Origin of the sequence: Bacillus sp. BS3(2021) (assembly GCF_021043345.1) — a bacterium.
Classification (GTDB): domain Bacteria; phylum Bacillota; class Bacilli; order Bacillales; family Bacillaceae; genus Bacillus; species Bacillus paralicheniformis.
The window spans coordinates 228,167-247,278 of record NZ_JAJNDM010000001.1; the positions used below are offsets into that span (position 1 = coordinate 228,167).

17 protein-coding genes and 1 riboswitch are annotated in these 19,112 nt (G+C 46.5%); of the genes, 10 read left to right on the forward strand and 7 right to left on the reverse strand.

Features of this window, described 5'->3' with window-relative positions:
* The first annotated feature begins 15 nt into the window (after positions 1-15).
* The 4 genes from LQ247_RS01075 (at position 16) to LQ247_RS01090 (ending at position 4,883) form a co-directional block, all read left to right on the forward strand.
* Positions 16-585, forward strand: coding sequence for a sigma-70 family RNA polymerase sigma factor (locus tag LQ247_RS01075; RefSeq protein ID WP_035400387.1), 570 nt, complete (start codon positions 16-18; stop codon positions 583-585).
* The gene (locus tag LQ247_RS01080) at positions 555-1,946 is read left to right on the forward strand and encodes a DUF4179 domain-containing protein (protein WP_231005463.1); all 1,392 of its coding nucleotides are present in this window, start codon (positions 555-557) and stop codon (positions 1,944-1,946) included. The genes LQ247_RS01075 and LQ247_RS01080 overlap by 31 nt, the downstream gene beginning before the upstream one ends.
* A gap of 157 nt (positions 1,947-2,103) precedes the next feature.
* Complete coding sequence (locus LQ247_RS01085; RefSeq protein ID WP_023856928.1) at positions 2,104-3,423, forward strand: PTS sugar transporter subunit IIC; 1,320 nt, start codon at positions 2,104-2,106, stop codon at positions 3,421-3,423.
* 23 nt (positions 3,424-3,446) lie between these two features.
* Positions 3,447-4,883, forward strand: a complete 1,437-nt coding sequence (locus LQ247_RS01090; protein ID WP_231005465.1) for a glycoside hydrolase family 1 protein — start codon at positions 3,447-3,449, stop codon at positions 4,881-4,883.
* A 54-nt stretch (positions 4,884-4,937) separates the two neighbouring features.
* On the opposite strand, the gene LQ247_RS01095 is transcribed toward LQ247_RS01090, so the two are convergent.
* The 6 genes from LQ247_RS01095 to argR form a co-directional block, all read right to left on the reverse strand.
* Positions 4,938-5,615 (reverse strand): Crp/Fnr family transcriptional regulator, encoded by a 678-nt coding sequence (locus LQ247_RS01095; protein WP_020453468.1) that lies wholly within the window; start codon positions 5,613-5,615, stop codon positions 4,938-4,940.
* Positions 5,616-5,724: 109 nt separating this feature from the next.
* Complete coding sequence (arcC, locus tag LQ247_RS01100) at positions 5,725-6,675, reverse strand: carbamate kinase (RefSeq protein ID WP_020453467.1); 951 nt, start codon at positions 6,673-6,675, stop codon at positions 5,725-5,727.
* Positions 6,676-6,696: 21 nt separating this feature from the next.
* On the reverse strand, positions 6,697-8,103 hold the full coding sequence (gene arcD / locus LQ247_RS01105; protein ID WP_106070933.1) for an arginine-ornithine antiporter: 1,407 nt from the start codon (positions 8,101-8,103) through the stop codon (positions 6,697-6,699).
* 53 nt (positions 8,104-8,156) lie between these two features.
* A complete protein-coding gene (gene argF, locus LQ247_RS01110; protein WP_020453465.1) occupies positions 8,157-9,164 on the reverse strand; it encodes an ornithine carbamoyltransferase in 1,008 nt (335 codons plus the stop codon).
* Positions 9,165-9,193: 29 nt separating this feature from the next.
* Entirely contained in the window at positions 9,194-10,429 is a 1,236-nt protein-coding gene (gene arcA / locus LQ247_RS01115) for an arginine deiminase (protein WP_023856930.1), read from the reverse strand.
* A gap of 265 nt (positions 10,430-10,694) precedes the next feature.
* The gene (gene argR / locus LQ247_RS01120) at positions 10,695-11,135 is read right to left on the reverse strand and encodes an arginine repressor (protein ID WP_020453463.1); all 441 of its coding nucleotides are present in this window, start codon (positions 11,133-11,135) and stop codon (positions 10,695-10,697) included.
* A 169-nt stretch (positions 11,136-11,304) separates the two neighbouring features.
* Positions 11,305-11,411: riboswitch (guanidine-I (ykkC/yxkD leader) on the forward strand.
* 84 nt (positions 11,412-11,495) lie between these two features.
* On the opposite strand from argR, the gene LQ247_RS01125 reads away from it, so the two are divergent.
* The 6 genes from LQ247_RS01125 to LQ247_RS01150 all read left to right on the forward strand — a co-directional run bounded on the left by LQ247_RS01125 (position 11,496) and on the right by LQ247_RS01150 (position 17,488).
* Positions 11,496-12,332, forward strand: coding sequence for a YitT family protein (locus tag LQ247_RS01125; protein WP_020453462.1), 837 nt, complete (start codon positions 11,496-11,498; stop codon positions 12,330-12,332).
* 206 nt (positions 12,333-12,538) lie between these two features.
* On the forward strand, positions 12,539-13,096 hold the full coding sequence (locus tag LQ247_RS01130) for a YfjD family protein (protein WP_231005467.1): 558 nt from the start codon (positions 12,539-12,541) through the stop codon (positions 13,094-13,096).
* 272 nt (positions 13,097-13,368) lie between these two features.
* Positions 13,369-15,288 (forward strand): LTA synthase family protein, encoded by a 1,920-nt coding sequence (locus LQ247_RS01135; RefSeq protein ID WP_023856932.1) that lies wholly within the window; start codon positions 13,369-13,371, stop codon positions 15,286-15,288.
* Between the two features lie 134 nt (positions 15,289-15,422).
* Positions 15,423-16,070 (forward strand): hypothetical protein, encoded by a 648-nt coding sequence (locus LQ247_RS01140; protein WP_020453459.1) that lies wholly within the window; start codon positions 15,423-15,425, stop codon positions 16,068-16,070.
* Between the two features lie 144 nt (positions 16,071-16,214).
* On the forward strand, positions 16,215-16,484 hold the full coding sequence (locus LQ247_RS01145) for an excalibur calcium-binding domain-containing protein (RefSeq protein WP_020453458.1): 270 nt from the start codon (positions 16,215-16,217) through the stop codon (positions 16,482-16,484).
* Between the two features lie 143 nt (positions 16,485-16,627).
* Positions 16,628-17,488: a glycerophosphodiester phosphodiesterase gene (locus LQ247_RS01150; protein WP_231005469.1), complete on the forward strand. Its 861-nt coding sequence runs from the start codon at positions 16,628-16,630 to the stop codon at positions 17,486-17,488.
* A 47-nt stretch (positions 17,489-17,535) separates the two neighbouring features.
* On the opposite strand, the gene LQ247_RS01155 is transcribed toward LQ247_RS01150, so the two are convergent.
* The gene (locus LQ247_RS01155; RefSeq protein WP_020453456.1) at positions 17,536-18,888 is read right to left on the reverse strand and encodes a 2-hydroxycarboxylate transporter family protein; all 1,353 of its coding nucleotides are present in this window, start codon (positions 18,886-18,888) and stop codon (positions 17,536-17,538) included.
* Between the last annotated feature and the right edge of the window lie 224 nt (positions 18,889-19,112).

Consider the following 19,112-nt stretch of genomic DNA (forward strand, 5'->3'; position numbering starts at 1 on the left):
CCATTCTCTTCTCTAATGTTTGAAGGAGGCGCAACAGTGAAGCAAATCAGATTAGTTAAGAAAGCTGTCGCAGGCAATGCCAAAGCTTTTGAAATGCTGTTTCAAAAGCACAGCGATCAGCTTTACAGAACAGCTTACATATATGTGCGAAATAAGGAGGACGCGTTAGATATCGTACAGGAGACGGCGTACAAGGCATTTTTATCGATTGCCCAGCTGAGGAATCCCGAATACTTTTTGACATGGCTGACGAAAATCCTCATTCATCATGCATATGCCTTATTAGACAAGAAAAAGAAAGTGGTTTTAATGGACAGGCCGCTGCAGGATGAAGGCCAGGAGCAGGAGATGGATGCGGACGACAGAATGGGGATGCTTGAAGCCGTTCAGCGGTTGCGAAAAGAATATCAAACCGCCATCATTCTATTTTATTATCACGACCTGCCGATACATGATATCGCCGAGGTGATGAATGCTCCTGAAGGAACCGTTAAGACCTATTTGAAAAGAGCGAAGTTTGAATTAAAACAACTACTGACTGGGGGAGAAGACGCATGGACAAACAATGGTTCAAAAACGAAGTAAACAAGATCAATGTTCCTACAAAAGAAATCCGCGAATCAATCGATAAAGGCATCAATCGGGCCAAGCGGGAAAAAAGGTTTCAGCCGAAGCACGCCGTGAAACGAACCATTTTTGTTTCAGGCGCGGCCGCTGTGCTCCTTCTCGGCAGCGGCTTCGTTTCCCCAGCGATGCAAAGCGTGTTGGCTGACGTCCCGCTGTTTGGGAAAGCGTATCAACAATTCCATGACTATGTCGGTCAAAACTTGGTGGCGGGCCAGCTTGTCACTGAACTGAACGAGAAAGCGTCCAGCAACAACATAGACGTGACGGCGACAAGCGTTTATTTTGACGGCGGAATCATCGGTATGACGTTTAAGGTGAAAAGTGATACAAGAAAAGATTTGGATGATGGAGCGAGAATGATTCATTTCACATTATTTAATGGCGAGCGCAAATGGGCGATCGCTTCTCAAGGAGACATAAAGAAAACAGAGGATGGCTATACCGGCTACATTCAAATGGGCTATCCAGATAAACATATTCCCGATAAACTGACACTCCCGGTTACGATCACAGATATTAACGGAATCAGAGGGAAATGGAAGTTCGACATTCCGGTTGATAAACTGCCGTATAAAACGCTCCACGTAACCAAAAACAATACACAATCGGCTGATGGCCATAAGCTCGCCGTAAAAACGGTAATTCTCGGAAAAGAATCGACTGTCATCGACTATGAAGTATCCAATTCAGAGGAACATCCAAACGATCGTACATCAATTATAAAAGTGACCGATGATAAAGGAAACGAAATCCCTTATTTGAGTGGCGGGCAGAGGACGACAGACAGTACAAAGAAAGGAAACAAGGTTCGTCACGAAGAAAGGCTGATCCTTGAAAAAGTGAATAAAGGAACAAAATACCTCAAGATTGAGGCGAGCAGCAGTATGGGCGATTCCGAAAAAACGCTGCCACTCACAAAAACGCCCGCCGTGCTGAGCGCTGACCGTCATGATTTCCAAATTGCCGTTGATCAGGTGAAACAAAACGGCAGCAAACTGTCTGTCGACTATCATTTGAAACATGTCGATCAATCTAAGATCGATATGGACAGCATGCAAAATTTTTTAGAAACGATGTCGCTGGTTGATTCGGCTTATAAAGGCTTTGACGAGGCGCCGGAGGGACACAGCGTAAAAGGTAATTTTACAAAAGTGCTAGATCCTGAAAAACTTCGATTCCGTTCAGACTTTACGTTAGATGGTGAATTTGGAGCGAAAAACTTCAGTCTTGACCAATATTCGCTTGATGTCGAGTTTGGTTATTTAAGTGCATTTTATTCCACACCGTTCAAGCCGATCAAAGTGCAATTGCCACAGTAAAATATAAGACCCGCTGTTTCAGTGAAACGGCGGGTTGTCTGCTTTGATGGCCTCCCAACCTGAAAAATTTCCTCTCCCAAAGGAAAAAATATGCACCGAAAAGAAAGCGTTTTCATTGTAAAGTAAAAGCAAACCACCAAAAAAAGGGGGAGAGTAAATGAGCAGAATGGCGAAGGTGACCGAGATGTTTGAGCGGGTCGCTTTTAAAATTACAAGCTTCAAATATATCATGGTCATTAAGTCGGCGTTTGTTACGCTGATGCCGGTCATCATTGCCGGGGCGTTTGCGGTTCTGATGCAGAATATGGTGATGAGCCCCGAGACGGGACTTGCGGTTTTCAAGCCTTTTCGGTTCTTGTCTGCGCTTGAACCGATTATGGCCTCGATCAATTATGCGACGCTGAACTTTATTACGATCGGCGCAGTGTTTTTGATCGGGATTGAGCTCGGGAAGCTGAATGGGCATGAATCATTTTTTCCCGGCTTGATGGCGCTGATGTCCTATATCTCTGTCATTCCATCGACGGTGCTGTTGGAAGTGAACGGTTCGATGCAGGAAGTGGTTAACGTGCTGGCCAAGGAATTTACGGATCCGAAGTCACTGTTTTTGGGGATGTTTATTTCGATTGTGTCTGTTGAAATCTTCAGCAAGCTTTCGAGCATGGACCGGCTCAAAATTAAAATGCCGGACAGCGTGCCGGCCAATGTCTCTGTCTCGTTCGGCACTTTATTTCCTTCGATTATTACGGTCACGATCATCGCCAGCTTCGGATTTGCTTTTCATCGGCTGACGGGCGTATACCTTCATGAAGCTGTGTACAATGTCGTGCAAAAACCGCTTGAGGGTGCGATTCAAGGCCTTCCCGGCATTTTGCTGCTAGTGTTTGTCGCACAGTTTTTCTGGGTCATCGGCATACACGGAAACCAGATGGTGAAGCCGATCAGGGAGCCTTTGCTGCTCGCTTCGATTACCGTCAATATGAATGCATACGCTGCCGGCGAATCGATTCCGAATATCATTACGATGCCGTTTTGGGATGTGTACATGAGCATCGGCGGATCCGGCGTCACGATCGGCCTGTTGATCGCGATTTTTATCGCGGGGAAACGGGAGGATTTGCGCAGCATTACAAAAATTTCGTTTGGTCCCGGCATCTTCAATATCAATGAACCGGTGATCTTCGGGGTTCCCGTCATGCTGAATCCGTTAATGGCGATTCCTTTTATTGTGACGCCGCTTGTGACGGGGGCGATCGGTTACATCGCGACAGCGGCGGGCTTTGCCGGAAAAGCCGTTGTCATGGTGCCGTGGACGACACCGCCGATTATCAACGCCTGGCTGTCGACAGGAGGAAGCCTCGGCGCCGTCGTCACACAAATCGTATGCATCATCGTCTCTGCCCTTATTTATCTTCCGTTTGTGATGTTGATGAATCGAAGCCTTACGGTCAATTCTGAAAACAATGTTTCCATGTAAAGGCGTTGAAAGGAGCGAACGAAATGGCGAGACAAACGTGGAAGATTCCCGCCGATTTTATTCTCGGCGCAGCAGCGTCGGCGTGGCAGACAGAGGGGTGGGCCGGGAAGCGGCCGACACAGGATTCTTATTTGGATATGTGGTACAAGAATGACCCGCATGTATGGCATAACGGATACGGATCGGCTGTGGCAACCGATTTTTATAACCGCTATAAAGAGGATATTCATCATATGAAAGAGATCGGCTTGACACATTACCGGACATCGATTAACTGGTCCCGCTTTCTGATTGATTATGAAACAGCAGAAGTTGACGAAGTGTACGCAGGCTATATCGACGATGTCATCAATGAGCTGATTGCATCAGGTGTGGAACCGATGATTTGCCTTGAGCATTATGAGATTCCCGCAGTTTTAATGGAGAAATACGGAGGGTGGGGGTCTAAACATGTCATAGATTTATTTGCGGCATATGCGGAAAAAGTATTTGAACGATATGGAGACAGGGTGAAATATTGGTTTACTTTTAATGAACCGATTGTCCCGCAAACCCGGATTTTCCTTGATGCAATTCGATATCCATATGAGCAGAACACGAAAAAATGGATGCAATGGAATTTTAATAAGGCATTGGCGACGGCGAAATGTGTCAGGCTTTTTCACGCCCGCAAGTCCGATTGCCTGGAAGGCGCCAAAATCGGCGTTATTTTGAATCCGGAGGTTACTTATGCGAGATCAAGCGCGCCTCATGACCAAAAAGCGGCCCGCATCTATGATTTGTTTTTTAACAGGGTTTTTTTGGATCCGAGCATCAAAGGCGCCTATCCCGATGAATTGATAGAGCTCTTGGTTAAACACGATATTCTGTTTGACCATGATGAGGCGGAGCTTGACATCATCAAACAGCATACAGTAGATTTTGCCGGCATTAACCTTTATTACCCCCGCCGTGTAAAAGCTCCGTCAAGACAGTGGAATGACTCAACGCCATTTCATCCCGCTTATTACTATGAATACTTTGAGCTGCCCGGCAGAAAAATGAACCCATTCAGAGGATGGGAAATCTATCCCCAAATTGTCTATGATATGGCGATGAGACTCAAACATGAGTACGGAAATATCGAATGGCTGATTGCGGAAAACGGGATGGGCGTCGAACATGAGGAGCGTTTTAAAAATGAAGAAGGTGTCATTCAGGATGACTACAGAATCGATTTTATTTCGGCCCATTTGCGAGAGGCAATGAAAGGGATCGCAGACGGCGCAAACTGCAAAGGCTATATGCTTTGGGCGTTCACGGACAACGTCTCTCCGATGAACGCCTTTAAAAACCGCTACGGCCTTGTTGAGATCCGATTGGAGGACAACCGCAGCAGGGCGCTGAAAAAATCGGCTTGCTTTTATCGGGATATCATCAAAAACAGACAGTTTGAAACAGAGGAATTCCGGTATAAATAAAGGCGGCGGGGGGAATCATCCCGCTTGTCGTCGGGATGATTTCTCATATATGATCTACATAAAATACTCCGGCCGGTTGATCATAATCTGCTTGTTCATTTGACTGATCACGCCTTCGCAGCGGAGCTTTTTCAGGACGGCGCTGACGGTTTCGCGGGATGTCCCTGAGATTTTGGCAATTTCAGCAGCGGTGATCGGACAGTTGATGACGGTTGAATTGCTTTCTTTTTGACCGAGGCTTTCGGTTAAATAGTAAATGGCTTGTGTGACCCTGTCGTGTGCATGGGAGAGTGTAATGCGCTTCAGCCTTTCCTCGTGGAGGGCAAGAATGTCTGATAAATGATTGAGAATATCGTAAAGCAGGTTTTTGTTGTCCCGGACGAGATCTTCGAAGATGTTCATGGGTATATAGTAGAGTTCAATATCTGTTAAGGCTTCGGCGGCATAGTGATAATGCTCATCCCGAAACAAGCCTCCAAATGGAAAGAGGGTATGAGGACGTACATAGTCGGTATAAAACATGGATCCAGCTTCGTTTGATTTTTCGAGTTTGATAAAGCCGTCGAGAAGAAGGTACATTCGTTCCCGGGGGTCGTCTTCCATAAATAATATCTGGCCTTTATGGTAAGTGCGCCAATAGATAAACTGTTTCATATCTTCCAGATCTCTTTTATTCAGGGAAGCGAGAAGAGGAAACTTTTTCAGTTGATGTACGATGTCTTTGTTCTTCATATGGACCACCCTTATCGATTTTCTTATGTTGCGGCTATATAGTTTAAATTTTACTTGTTTTTGACGATTGGCAAAAGGAAGAACCCTCCCCGAGCCCTTCCTTTTGCTTTTAGGCTTGTTCGACAATCGTGCCGGCATTTCCTTGGAGAGCGTCTTTGGCTAATTTCAGGGATGTGATGACCGTTTTATTGCCTTTTTTGGCTTCGGCAAATTGGATGGCTGCTTTGACTTTTGGCAGCATGCTTCCTTCTGCAAATTGCTTTTCTTTTATATAACCTTTCAGTTCTTCGGTGGTGACGCGTTTCAGCGCGCGTTCTGTCGGCTTTAAATAATCGACGGCAACATAGTCGACACCTGTTAGAATGACCAGTTCGTCAGCCTGCACAAGTTCCGCCAGTTTGCAGGCGGCAAAGTCTTTGTCGATGACGGCGTCAATACCGGAGACGGCATCGCCGTTTTCAATGACGGGAACGCCTCCGCCGCCGGCCGCAATGACGATATGTCCGTGTTCGACAAGATCATTGATAACATCGTGTTCAAGGATCGATACCGGAGCCGGAGACGGTACGACCCGGCGCCAGCCTCTTCCGGCGTCTTCTTTAAAAACGAGGCCGCCGTTGCGGCTGTTCATCAGTTCTTTCGCTTCTTCTTCGCTGTAAAACGGACCGATCGGTTTTGTCGGGTTGCGGAATGCTTCATCATCGCCTCGGACGGCGACGCGGGTGATGACGGTTGCCGCATGTCCGCCTTTCCCTTTCGCATGCAGCGCCCGGTCAAGAGCATTTTGCAGCCAATAGCCGATCATTCCCTGGGTCATGGAAACACAAGTTTCAAGCGGCATGGCCGGTGTTTTCGGGGAATCCGCCTCTTTTTGCTGAATCATCAGGTTTCCGACCTGCGGGCCGTTTCCGTGCGTGACGATTAATTCGGCGCCGCTGTCGATCATATCCGCCAAATACATGGCGGTTTCTTCAAGCGCGCGCTTTTGCGCTTCTGCACTGGCATCTCCGGTTTGGATGGCATTACCGCCAAGTGCGACGACAATTTTTCTTTTTTTCATTTGATCATCACCTCTGTTTTGTTAAATTGAAATGCTTCCCGCAGCCAGCCTGATCACGGCGATGACAGCCAATACAAGAATCGCGGCGGCAATCAAAAGCTCGGTCTTATTGAAGACGGGGCCTTCTTTTCCTTTGCGGACAGCCCGGAATACGAGAATGCCGGGAGCGTATAAAATCATGGTCAAAAGCAGGTAATCAAGTCCTGCGGCATATACGAGCCAGACGCCGTAAATGCTTGCGATGATCCCGATGATGAGGTTCTTTCCCCGGTTAGGTTCTTTGTGCAGCCAGCTGTATTTAAGCTGATAAAGCCCGGAAAACAGATACGGGATCAAGATGGCCGAGGAAGCCAAGGAGAATGCAAACTGATAGGCCGCATCCGAAATGAGAAACGTCAGCAAAAACAGCTGGATAATGGCGTTTGTCAAAGTCAGCGCATTTGTCGGCGCGCCGTTTTTATTTTCTTTGCCGAACCATTTCGGGAAGACCCCTTCGCGCGCCGCGATCAGCGGGAGTTCGCCCGCGAATAATGTCCAGGCCAGCCAGGCGCCCAATACGGAAATGATTAATCCCAAGTTGATGAGCACAGCTCCCCATTTGCCGACGATATGCTCCATGATCGCGGCCATTGAAGGATTCGGAAGCCCGGCCAAGTTTTGCTGATTCATGACGCCGAGCGACAGCATCGTAATCATGACGTAAATCACAAGTACACTGATCAAGCCGATGACAGTCGCTTTGCCGACATCGCTTGATTTTTTGGCACGGCTTGAGAATAAGACGGCCCCTTCAATTCCGGTAAACACCCAGACGGTCACCAGCATCGTGCTCTTGACCTGTGTCCCGATGGAACCGAGCGACAGCCCTTTTCCCCAGAAATCGTTCGTAAATAAATCAAGATGAAACACAAAGATAATGGCGATAATGAAAGCAAAAATCGGTACCAGTTTTGAAATGGTCGTAATTAAGTTGATCATGGCAGCGGACTGTACGCCGCGCAGGATCAAAAAGTGCACGCACCAGAGGATTACGCTTGCACCGATAATCGATGCGACGTTTTGTCCGTCTCCAAACGCAGGGATGAAATATCCGACTGCGCTGAACAGCAGCGTTCCGTATGCGACATTGCCGAGAAGGGCTGCGAACCAGTACCCCCAGCCGCTGTTAAATCCCATAAAATGGCCGAATCCTTCCCGCGCATAAGTGAAAATACCGCCGTCTAAATCAGGCCTTTTCGTGGTCAAGTTTTGGAAAGAGAAGGCCAGGGCAATCATGCCGACTCCGGTGATGATCCAGCCGATTAAAATGGCTCCCGCCCCCGCTCCTGAAGCCATGTCGCTTGCAAGGTTGAAGGCGCCTCCGCCGATCATCGATCCGATGACAAGCGCGATAAGTGCAAACAGCCCAAGTTTCTTTTCTTCCGCCATTTTTGTCACCTCATTCGGTTTAGAATGGAAAAGGGAATGAGCCCCTTTTCCTGTCAGTCAAGATCGCCGAGTGTCGCTGCCATGACAGCTTTAATTGTGTGCATGCGGTTTTCAGCTTCATCGAACACTTTAGAGTGTTTGCTGCGGAACACTTCGTCCGTCACTTCCATTTCTTTAAGGCCGTGCTGATCGTAAACGTTTTGTCCGTAAGTTGTATGAAGGTCGTGGAAGGCAGGCAGACAGTGCAGGAAGATGACGTTATCGTTACCTGTTTTCTTGACGAGATCCATATTCACTTGATAAGGCTTGAGCAGTTTGATCCTTTCAGCGAACTTGTCTTCTTCTCCCATGGATACCCAGACGTCCGTATACAGAACGTCGGCTCCGGACACAGCTTCATCTGTATCGCTTGTGACGGTGATTTTTCCGCCGGATTCTTCGGCGAACGCTTCCGCCATTTTAACGATGTCTTGATCAGGGAACAGCTCTTGAGGCGAGCAGATTCTCACGTCCATGCCGACTTTGGCGCCGCCGATGAGCAGGCTGTTTGCGACGTTGTTACGGCCGTCGCCGATATAGGTGAGTTTGATCCCTTTTACGCGTCCCGTATGTTCTTTCACTGTCATAAAGTCCGCAAGCATCTGCGTCGGATGCCATAAATCGGTCAGCCCGTTCCATACCGGCACACCGGAATGCTCTGCCAGGGAAATCACTTTTTCATGTTCAAATCCGCGGAATTCAATTCCGTCGAACATGCGGCCGAGAACTTTGGCTGTGTCTTCGATCGATTCTTTTTTGCCGAGCTGAATGTCGTCTTTGCCCAAATATTCGGGATGCGCACCGAGGTCGATACAGGCTGTCGTGAAAGCGCAGCGCGTTCTTGTAGAAGGCTTTTCAAACAGCAAAGCGATGTTTTTACCTTCCAAATAGCGATGCTTGATGCCTTGCGCTTTTTTTTCTTTTAATTTTTGGGCGAGATCGAGCAAATAGAGGATTTCTTCTTCGGAAAAATCTTTTTCAGCTAAGTAGCTTCTGCCTTTTAAATCAATCGTTTGGTTCATGGATCTCTCTCCTTTTTCTTTAGGTTTGGCTATTTCACATCTTCGCGATAGAGCGGCATGCTCATGCAGCGCGGGCCGCCGCGTCCTCTTGAAAGCTCCCCGCTCGGGATTTCGATAACTTTAATGCCCTGTTCTCTCAAACATTCGTTAGAAATGTAATTCCGGTCATAGGTGACGACGACACCAGGAGCGATCGCGAGTGTATTGGAACCGTCATTCCACTGCTCCCTGGCTGAAGCGATTTCGTCTCCGCCGCCGCAGAAGATCAAGTTGACATCTGAAAGGCCGAGCGTTCTTTTTAGCACTTCCGGCAGATTGTGTTCTTCAGTCGTACGAATGTCGTCTGCCGTTTCCCCTCTCTCAAGAACGAAGATCCGCATGTCTCCTTCAGGCCCCTGGATGGCGGGATGGATCGTGAATTGATCTCGGTCAACCATCGTGAAGACGGTATCTAAATGCATAAAGGCTCTGCTCTTCGGTATTTCGACGGCCAGTACGCGGCGAATCCGGCTCTGCCGCTGAAATAAGTTCCGGACAAGACGCTCGATCGCCTGAGCCGTTGTCCGTTCTGATACCCCGATCGCTACGGTATCTTCATTTAAGACAAGCTCATCTCCGCCTTCGATATTGAATTTGAAATCACGGTCAAGCCAAACCGGAATCTCATGTCCTTTAAAACGCGGGTGGTGATTGATAATGTAGCGCATAAACAGCGACTCTCTCCTGCGAGCAGGCTCTTTCATTTTGTTGATGGTCAGTCCGCTGCCGATGGCGGCCGCCGGATCTCTTGTGAAGTAAAGGTTTGGCATCGGATCGAGATAAAATGGATAATGGTCTTCCATCAGCTCATGAAGATGCGATTTCTTTTCGCGTTCCAGCTCATTTTTTCGAATGCCGCTCATCACATGTTCGACCATCGAATCGGCGTCAAAGGTGAGCAAGAACTCTTTCAGTCTGTCGTAAGCGCCGTTGATATCTGCTTTGCTTTCCGTTAACAGCTCATCGATAAACCGCTCGCGGATGAAAGCGTCATCCAGGGCTTCAGCCGTCAGCTTTTCTAAATAAAGAACTTCAACTCCCTGTTTCTTTAACGTTTCTGCAAATTGGTCATGCTCTTTTTGCACCGCTGGCAAAAAGGGAATATCGTCAAAGAGAAGCCTTTCCAGATATTCGGGTGTGAGGTTTTCCAGTTCCCGACCGGGCCGCTTCAGCATGACGGTTTTCAAAGGGCCGATTTCAGAGTAAACGTGTATCGGTGTTGTCATGATCATCCCGCCTCCTAAGCTCTTTTTGTTACATGTACAGCTTAAAACAGGAAGGAAAAGCGCGATGTGAAAGCGATAACAACGAAAACGTGATATATTTCACATGTTTTTTGATGAAGCAAAAACAAAAATGAATAATTATGATAAATCGAAAATGAGTCCTTGCAGGAGCAGAGAATAGAACGTATAAAACGTGTATATTTTTAAAGGGGATTTTTTGAAAAAATTTTTTTTGAGGGAAAAAAAGCTGATCCGGATGGCCGGATCAGCATAAGTGATCACAAAATGATTGGGCTGCCTCAGGCGATTGGGAAATCACAAGGCATGTATCGTTCCCGCATATACAGCCCAGCATTTCCGGGCTTCCCAGCTTATCAAGAAGGACGCCGATGGCATGGGCGTTGCCGGGCATTGTTTTAATAATGATCAAGTTGTCCGTCCGATGCACATGCAGGACAACGTCGGAGATTTTATCTTTTAATATTTTGGAAGGGTTGATGGATAAGGAAGCATTTGTCGTGTAGACAAGCTTTCCGTTTTCACCGGGCTGTTTCACAAGATACATTTCTTTAATATCGCGGGAAATGGTAGACTGCGAAACGGCGATGCCCCGTTTTTCCAGCAGGGATGCCAGCTGTTCCTGATTTTCTACCGGATGTTCGAGAATGGTTTGCTTGATGAGCCATTGCCGTTTTTGTTTGTTCATAAGAGCGCCTCCCAGGCAAAACACGTATATCTATTATTATAGGACGGTTTTATCGTCGGCAGATGGAAGCTATTTTACAAAAAAACAAATCTTTCAGGCTGTAAAAGGGGTTGATAGACCCCAAAATTTCACTTATAATGCTTGAAGATGACAAATTGATAACAGAGAAAAGGTGGTTTTCTAGGGTTCCGCAGTGGGTTCCGCGCTGGTCTGGTCCGAGAGAAAACACATAGCGAAGATATCGTTATGACACGGTGGGATAAAAGCCCAGGAGTTTTTGCTCTTAATCAAAGAGCTTCTCTCCGGGGCTTTTTTACTTTTTACAGGAAATCGACTACGAATAAGGAAGGGGATGCAGTTATGAAAAAGAAAGCAATGGATATGATCCTGATTGTTATAGGCGCATTTTTCTTTGCGTTAGCCGTGAATCTGTTCGCCATCCCGAATGACTTGGGAGAAGGCGGCGTCACGGGGATCACGCTGATTTTATACTACGTTTTTGAATGGTCTCCGGGCATCACAAACTTTGTGCTGAACGGCATTCTTCTGATTATCGGCTATCGCTTTTTGGATAAAAAAACGACGATTTATACCATCATTGCGGTGGCGGCCAATTCATTTTTTCTGCATGTTACTGAAGATTGGACGGTGCCGGCTGATGAAGTGATCATCAGCACGATCTTTGCCGGGGTATTTGCCGGCGTCGGCATCGGCATGATCATCCGTGTCGGCGGAACCACTGCCGGGTCTGCGATTCTCGCGAGAATCGCCAATAAATATTTCGACTGGAACATCAGCTATGCCTTGCTGATGATCGATTTAGTTGTCGTGTTCAGTTCCTACTTTATCATTGGTGCTGAAAAGCTGATGTTTACGATTGTCATGCTGTACATCGCCACAAAGGTCATGGATTTCATTATCGAAGGGCTCAACACGAAAAAAGCGATCACGATCATTTCTGAGCATAAAAACGAGATCGCCGCGCAGGTCAATACCTTGATGGACCGCGGCGTCACGATATTAACGGGACGCGGACACTATACGGGCGATTCCAAAGAAATTCTATACATTGTCATTAATAAACAAGAGCTGTCCATGCTCAAGAAAATTATAAGAAGCACAGATAAAAAAGCATTTGTCATCATCCACGATGTCAGGGATGTATTCGGCGAGGGATTTGTTGATATTTCAAAATAGGGGAAGGCTGCCGGCAGATGGCCGGGAGTCTTTTTGTATTCATCGGGTCGTGTGATTAGGGACAGATCGTCTGCTGATTGGACGAATACGTGATCATTCACACTGCAAGTTTTATGCAGAAACCGGTTTCTGTGGTAAGGTAGATTGTGGCATGAATATCATTAATATAGAAATCCGCTTGCTGAAGTAAAGGAGGTCTATTATTTTTGGAACAGAAAGAAAAACAGCCAATTGATGTGAAAAGCCGAATGTTCTTTAGAGTATGGGCTTTTGCGGGGACGGCAGGTTTCGGATTGGTCGGATTGTGGCTCTTTTATGAAGCAATAAAACTCGAATCGAAATATTCATTGCTTTACCTGGGAGTCGGACTTTTCGGGATCATCTATGGTTTGATTACTTTTCTAATGATATTTCCGGCATTCACGAAAAAAGGAAACATCATCTTCAGCATGATCGAGGGAGAAGGCGGGCGGCTGTTCTCAGGGAAGAAATCTGTATTGTTCAAGGACATTAAAAGCCTTAAAATGGCGCAGCACCGCTTCAGCCCGAAAGGCATTTTCTTTATGGATATACTGATAGAGACGCGCGGGAACGGCATGGTGCGGATTCCGACGTACAACATTCTTCCTGAACCGGCATTTTATCAAGCGGTCGAGCTATACATTCTGCCCTATATGACGGAGGAAGCGCGTGCGGACTGGATCGGCCGGTTCACAGAAGCGCAAAGAAAAGCTTATTTAAATGAATTTCATAAAGATATTTAATCGTCCGGGAAAGAGCAATTTTCGAGATGAATGAAAATAACTGAAACCTTTGGGGAAATTCATTCGTCTTAATTAGAGGCCGTAGTCTTAAATGCGGAATTTTTTTACGCAGACGTGGACTGTTTGAGTGAGGGAAGCTGGGGGATTTTCATCGTGGACGTGCTTGAATAACCGCCGAGACTTTTAGTAGAATGATATATTATCGTTTCCTCACGCTTCATTGACTGAAACAGAAAGCGGTCTGAAAAAAGTTTAAAAAGGTAGAGGTTATCATGAAAAAAATATTCTCTCATAAGCTAAGCTTTTTTGTGTTAGCTGTTGTTTTTGTATGGGCTAAAACCTATGCTTCCTACTTTTTAGAGTTTAATTTGGGTGTGAAAGGGTCTACGCAGCACATGTTGCTGTTTATCAACCCATTCAGCTTCACGATTGCTGCACTCGGTTTGGCTTTGTTTGCTAAAGGCCGTCGGTCGGCGATATGGATCATCATCATTGATGCTGTGATGACGTTTGCTTTATATGCAAATATCCTGTTTTACCGTTTCTTTGATGACTTTTTGACGTTTGCAAACTTAAAACAAGCCGGAAACCTCGGCAACATGTCGGATGGCGTTTTTGACATCATGGCATTTCATGACGTTATCTATTTCGTCGATTTGATCATTCTGATTGCATTATGTGTGAAGCTGCCTGAACTGAAGGCGGCACAACTGAAAAAAAGATGGGCTGCAACTGTCGTTATCGGCGGAGTGGCGCTGTTTTTCATCAACCTTGCAGTTGCTGAGACAGACCGTCCGGAGCTTTTGACAAGAACATTTGACCGAAATTATATCGTCAAGTATTTGGGGCCTTACAATTACATGATCTATGATGGTGTTCAGGCTGCCCAAAACGCGAGCCAAAAGGCATATGCGAGCAGCGACGACCTGACGAGCGTCATCAACTATACAAATTCGCATTATGCAAAACCGAATGACGAGTATTTCGGCGCAGCAAAAGGCAAGAACATCATCAAGATTCATTTGGAAAGCTTCCAGACGTTTTTGATCGATTATAAGCTGAACGGAAAAGAAGTCACGCCGTTCTTGAACAAGCTGGCGCACGGCCAGAATGACATGATGTATTTCGATAACTTTTTCCATCAGACCGGTCAAGGTAAAACCGCGGATGCCGAATTGATGATGGACAACAGCCTTTACGGACTGCCTGAAGGCAGCGCGTTTGTAACAAAAGGGCAAAATACGTACCAGTCCCTGCCGGCGATTCTGAACCAAAAAGAAGGCTACACAAGCGCCGTGCTCCACGGGGATTACAAGTCATTCTGGAACCGCGACCAGGTGTATAAACAAATTGGCTATGACAAATTCTTCGATGCCAGCACATATGACATGTCAGAGGAGAATCTCGTCAACCTTGGCTTGAAAGACAAGCCGTTCTTTGAAGAATCAATTCCGAAGCTGAAATCGCTGAAACAGCCGTTCTATGCGCATTTAATCTCGCTGACAAACCACTATCCGTTCATTTTGGATGAAAAGGATGCCACCCTTGAAAAGGGAACGACGGGAGACAAAACGGTAGACGGGTATTTCCAGACGGCGCGTTATCTTGACGAAGCGCTTGAAGATTTCTTTAAAGAGCTGAAAAAATCGGGATTATATGATGATTCCGTCATCGTCATCTATGGCGACCACAACGGAATCTCAGAGAACCACAACCGTGCGATGAAAGAAGTATTAGGAAAAGAGATTACACCGTATCAAAACGCGATGAATCAGCGCGTACCGCTTATGATCCGCGTTCCGGGCAAAAAAGGCGGAGTCAATCATACGTATGGCGGCGAAATGGATGTCATGCCGACACTTCTTCACCTGCAAGGTATTGACAGCAAAAAATACATCAACTTTGGTACAGACCTCTTTTCTAAAGACCACGACGAAACCGTGGCTTTCAGAAATGGAAACTATGTAACGCCGAAGTACACGATGATTGATACGACCGTATACGATACAAAGACAGGAAAAGAGATCAAAGGCAACCAGGAAACGGAAAACCTCAAATCACAGGTGTCCGAACAGCTGGATCTGTCCGACCAAGTACTCTATAAAGATCTGTTAAGGTTCCACGAAATTTCAGACTTCAAACCTGTTGATCCATCAACGTATCATTACGGAAAAGAAAAAACCGGCGAGTAAAAACGAAAAGCCGCCTGACTGCTTTATGAAGCGTCGGGCGGTTTTTTTTTTGTGAGGCTGGTCCGCCGTTTGTTCTAAGAAGCCGGCCAGGCACATAGATTGATAGGAAAGAGGACAGAACAAGGATAGAGGATGTGAGAACGTTGACCAAATCTCAGTATTTTTTTAAATTGCATCCTTTAATGGTGCCGGCCGGCTGGACAGTGAAAGAAAATCATTTGTATCAAAAGCCGATTCGCGATCCCCGCCGTACGCTCTTCACCTTGGAGAATGAAACCTCCGGTAAAATGGTACAAGTTGAATATGCTGGAGAACTGAAGTACGTTATCAGGATGCTAAATGCTGATCAAACGCTGGTCAGTGAAGATTCAGATACGCCGTATGAACAGCTGGTCGAACGGTTGGAAGATAGGATTCGCGCCTCTGGCGGCGCCCGCAATTTGCTGAGGCTTAGAATCCCGGCCGGCTGGACGGTTGTGCATCACTCATTAACCGATACAAACCCCGATGAATTGGCGCCTGACAGCAAGGCCTGGCGGTCAGATTTCAAACGGGATCTTTTGAAGCTGCGGCATGAGGAAGAATGCCTCCTCCTCGATATAGAGTGGTATCCCGAGTGCAGTCCGGCCGGCCATTATGCGCTGAAATTGATTAAGAACGGGAACTGGAACAGTCCTTTGGAAGACATGCTGTGCATCCATCCGAAGGAATTGGCCTATGAGATTCACGCTGTTTTGAAAAAGACTTGTGAACATCAATATGTTGATGAAGCCGGCGCATAACGCGGCCGGTTTTTTGTGTGGAAAGTCCTTTGTTCAATACATACTTTTTATTCAATAAAATGTCATATTTTTCTTGAGTGAATAAGAAAAATATTTTATCATGGTAAAAGATACATAGGAATTAGACGAAAGGGGTCAAACGGGATGAAAAAAATAGCAGCGGGTCTTTTGTCTGCCGGTCTTATCATCGGTTTTTCCTGGGGTGCCGGCGATGTGGCAGAAGCAAAAACGAAGGTAAAAACGTACAAAAACTGCAAAGCTTTAAACAAAGACTATAAAGGCGGCGTCGCACGTTCGAAGTCGGTCAAAAACAAAGGCGGAAAAACGAAGTACAAGCCGTATGTTTCAAAAGCGCTTTATGACGCCAATAAAAAGCTGGACCGCGATAAAGACAAAATTGCCTGTGAGCGCTGATATATCCAAAAAAAGATCTCTTGCTGAGGGGGGTCTTTTTTTGTTTATCAGGAAATTTATGAAAATTAAAGACTGCTGAAACATAATCTTAACAGTGCGAACCTATACTTTGGCAAGAGAAGAGCAAAAGGGGAGTGGATGATGTGTCAGCTTTATTAAAGAAATTGATGTTATCTTCATTGATCGGGGTTTCTATCGGGTCAGCACTGTTTGCACCGGACGCGGGAGCGCAAGAGCCGGCGGCGAAGCCTAAAAAAGTGGCTGTCATTGCGCACAGAGGTGCTTCGGGATATGCGCCGGAAAACACGATGGCTGCCTTTAAAAAGGCGCATCAGATGAAAGCGGATTATATCGAGCTGGATGTTCAAATGTCCAAGGACGGGGAGCTTGTCGTCATTCATGATACAACTGTAAACCGTACGACAGACATCGGCTCAGTGCTGCCGGTCGCCGTAAAGGACTTGACGCTTGCCGAGCTGCGCAAGCTTGATGCTGGCAGCTACTTCGGGCCGCAGTTCGCCGGGGAACGCATTCCGACATTTGAAGAAGTGCTTGACCGGTATAAAGGAAAGATCGGAATGCTGATCGAATTGAAAGAACCTGCACGCTATCCGGGAATCGAAGAAAAAGTATCAGCGGCATTGAAAGAGCGGAGAATGGATAAGCCTAAAAACGGAAAAATCATTGTACAATCGTTTGATTTCAACTCTGTATACAAAATTCATCAGCTGCTCCCATCAATGCCGACAGGTGTCTTAACGTCAAAAACAGCGGACTTAACAGATGCAAAGCTCAAGGCATTTTCCGGCTATGCCAAATATGTGAACGCCAACTTAAAAAATGTGGCCGCTGATCCTACACTTGTGCCGAGAATCCATGCGTTCGGCATGAAAATTACCCCATGGACCGTCCGCTCCCGCGATGAAGTGCCTCCGCTTTTAAAGGCCGGCGTGGACGGGATTGTGACAGACTTTCCCGACTATGTTCCGAAAAAAGTACGCTAGATACTAAACAGAAAGCCTGCAGTTTGCTCTGCAGGCTTTTTCATTCATCAATAAAACTGGGCTAACAGCAGCAATGTCAGTGTAACGGTTATCGCTCCGCCGATTCTTGTGGATACCTGAGCAAACGGCATGAGCTCGAGGCGCTCGGCGGCGCTGAGAATGGCGATGTCCCCCGTTCCGCCCTGACCTGAATGGCAGGCATTGATAATCGCGGTTTCGATCGGGTACATGTTCAGCCACTTTCCTGTAAAAAAGCCGACGGCTATCATCGTGATCACGACAGATACGATCGTAATAATATTGGCAATATTAAAAGCAGCGATCAGCTTGTCCCACGGTGTCATGGAGACGCCAATGGCAAAAAGCAGCGGATATGTCACAGCAGTTGAAAAGAAACGTGACACGCCGTAGGCGCCGTTTTCCAAATTCGCCGGAGCCAAACGAAACAGTTTCACGGCAACAGCCAAGAGAAGCATCATGACGGGTGCTGGAAATCCGAACAAGTCATGTGAAAGCATACCGACCAAATATAATGAGACGGCAAGAATGCCTCCCGATGCAAAGTGGGAAAGGTTAAAAACGCTTTCTTTGTCTTTGTCGCGGCTTTCAAGCGGCAGTGCGTCCCCACTTTCGAAACGGTCGACTTTTCCGTTGCCTGTCCATTCAGGCTTTTTCTTCCCCATTACATTTAAAACCCCGGACAAAATGACAGCGCTTAAGCTTCCGAACATAATGGAAGGAATGACAAGTGCAAAAGCTTCCCCTTGTGACATGTGCATGATTTCCGAATAGCCGATGGACAGCGGAATGGCTCCCTCGCCAACCCCTCCGGCCATGATCGGAATCACAATGTACAGCAGCGTATGCTGAAATCCGAGGCCGAGCATTGTACCAACTGTCAGACCGACTGCCGCTGCGGCAATTGTCCCTGCGATCAGCGGAATGAAAATTTTAATGAACGCCCTGACCAGCGTTTCTCTTTTCATCCCTAAAATGCTTCCCACTACAATGGCTGAGATAAACAAATAAAGAAAGTTTGAGTTTTCTGTAAATTCAGTTGTTGATTTGATAATGTCATCGGGAATGAGATGGTAATAGACGATAGCTGAAGGAATAAATGTCGCAAGTATAGCGGCACCGCCGACAGAACGAAGAAGCGGCAGCGACTTTCCGATTTGGGCGAAGGTGAATCCGAAAAAGCCCGTAACCGCAATAGCAGTTAAAATGTCGCTTTTCAGATCGTGCATATAGACAAACGTCACAATCAAAGCGAAGAGCAGCAAGTATACGGGCAGCGGAATGATGCCGATTTTAACATTCATTGCTCTTGCAAAAAAATTTTCATCCGGTTCTTTCGTTGTTTGAATCGGTATATGTTGTACCTTTGGTTTTGCTTCCATTTTCTTTCCCCCATCCTTTTTGTTATCCCTTTGCTCTGAGTTATTTAACTAAATTAAGTATACTAAAAAAATCAAAATTCAGACAACCGTGCAGGAAGACCTAGCTGTTTTCACATGATGATCTAGAGCGGGTCCATTTGGTTAAAGACGTGTCTGGACACTGTTTAAAGGCCTTGTGCAGGCTTTTTTTGATGCGGTAATTCCCGAATCTCCTTTTACTGGAA

Bases quoted from the DNA above. Each gene is read 5' to 3' on its own strand.
- LQ247_RS01125 (WP_020453462.1), top strand. From the start codon at position 11,496: ATGAAAAAGAAAGCAATGGATATGATCCTGATTGTTATAGGCGCATTT.
- LQ247_RS01145 (WP_020453458.1), top strand. From the start codon at position 16,215: ATGAAAAAAATAGCAGCGGGTCTTTTGTCTGCCGGTCTTATCATCGGT.
- LQ247_RS01095 (WP_020453468.1), bottom strand. From the start codon at position 5,615: ATGAAGAACAAAGACATCGTACATCAACTGAAAAAGTTTCCTCTTCTC.
- arcC (WP_020453467.1), bottom strand. From the start codon at position 6,675: ATGAAAAAAAGAAAAATTGTCGTCGCACTTGGCGGTAATGCCATCCAA.
- LQ247_RS01085 (WP_023856928.1), top strand. From the start codon at position 2,104: ATGAGCAGAATGGCGAAGGTGACCGAGATGTTTGAGCGGGTCGCTTTT.
- arcD (WP_106070933.1), bottom strand. From the start codon at position 8,103: ATGGCGGAAGAAAAGAAACTTGGGCTGTTTGCACTTATCGCGCTTGTC.
- arcA (WP_023856930.1), bottom strand. From the start codon at position 10,429: ATGACAACACCGATACACGTTTACTCTGAAATCGGCCCTTTGAAAACC.
- argF (WP_020453465.1), bottom strand. From the start codon at position 9,164: ATGAACCAAACGATTGATTTAAAAGGCAGAAGCTACTTAGCTGAAAAA.
- argR (WP_020453463.1), bottom strand. From the start codon at position 11,135: ATGAACAAACAAAAACGGCAATGGCTCATCAAGCAAACCATTCTCGAA.
- LQ247_RS01155 (WP_020453456.1), bottom strand. From the start codon at position 18,888: ATGGAAGCAAAACCAAAGGTACAACATATACCGATTCAAACAACGAAA.
- LQ247_RS01090 (WP_231005465.1), top strand. From the start codon at position 3,447: ATGGCGAGACAAACGTGGAAGATTCCCGCCGATTTTATTCTCGGCGCA.
- LQ247_RS01135 (WP_023856932.1), top strand. From the start codon at position 13,369: ATGAAAAAAATATTCTCTCATAAGCTAAGCTTTTTTGTGTTAGCTGTT.
- LQ247_RS01075 (WP_035400387.1), top strand. From the start codon at position 16: ATGTTTGAAGGAGGCGCAACAGTGAAGCAAATCAGATTAGTTAAGAAA.
- LQ247_RS01080 (WP_231005463.1), top strand. From the start codon at position 555: ATGGACAAACAATGGTTCAAAAACGAAGTAAACAAGATCAATGTTCCT.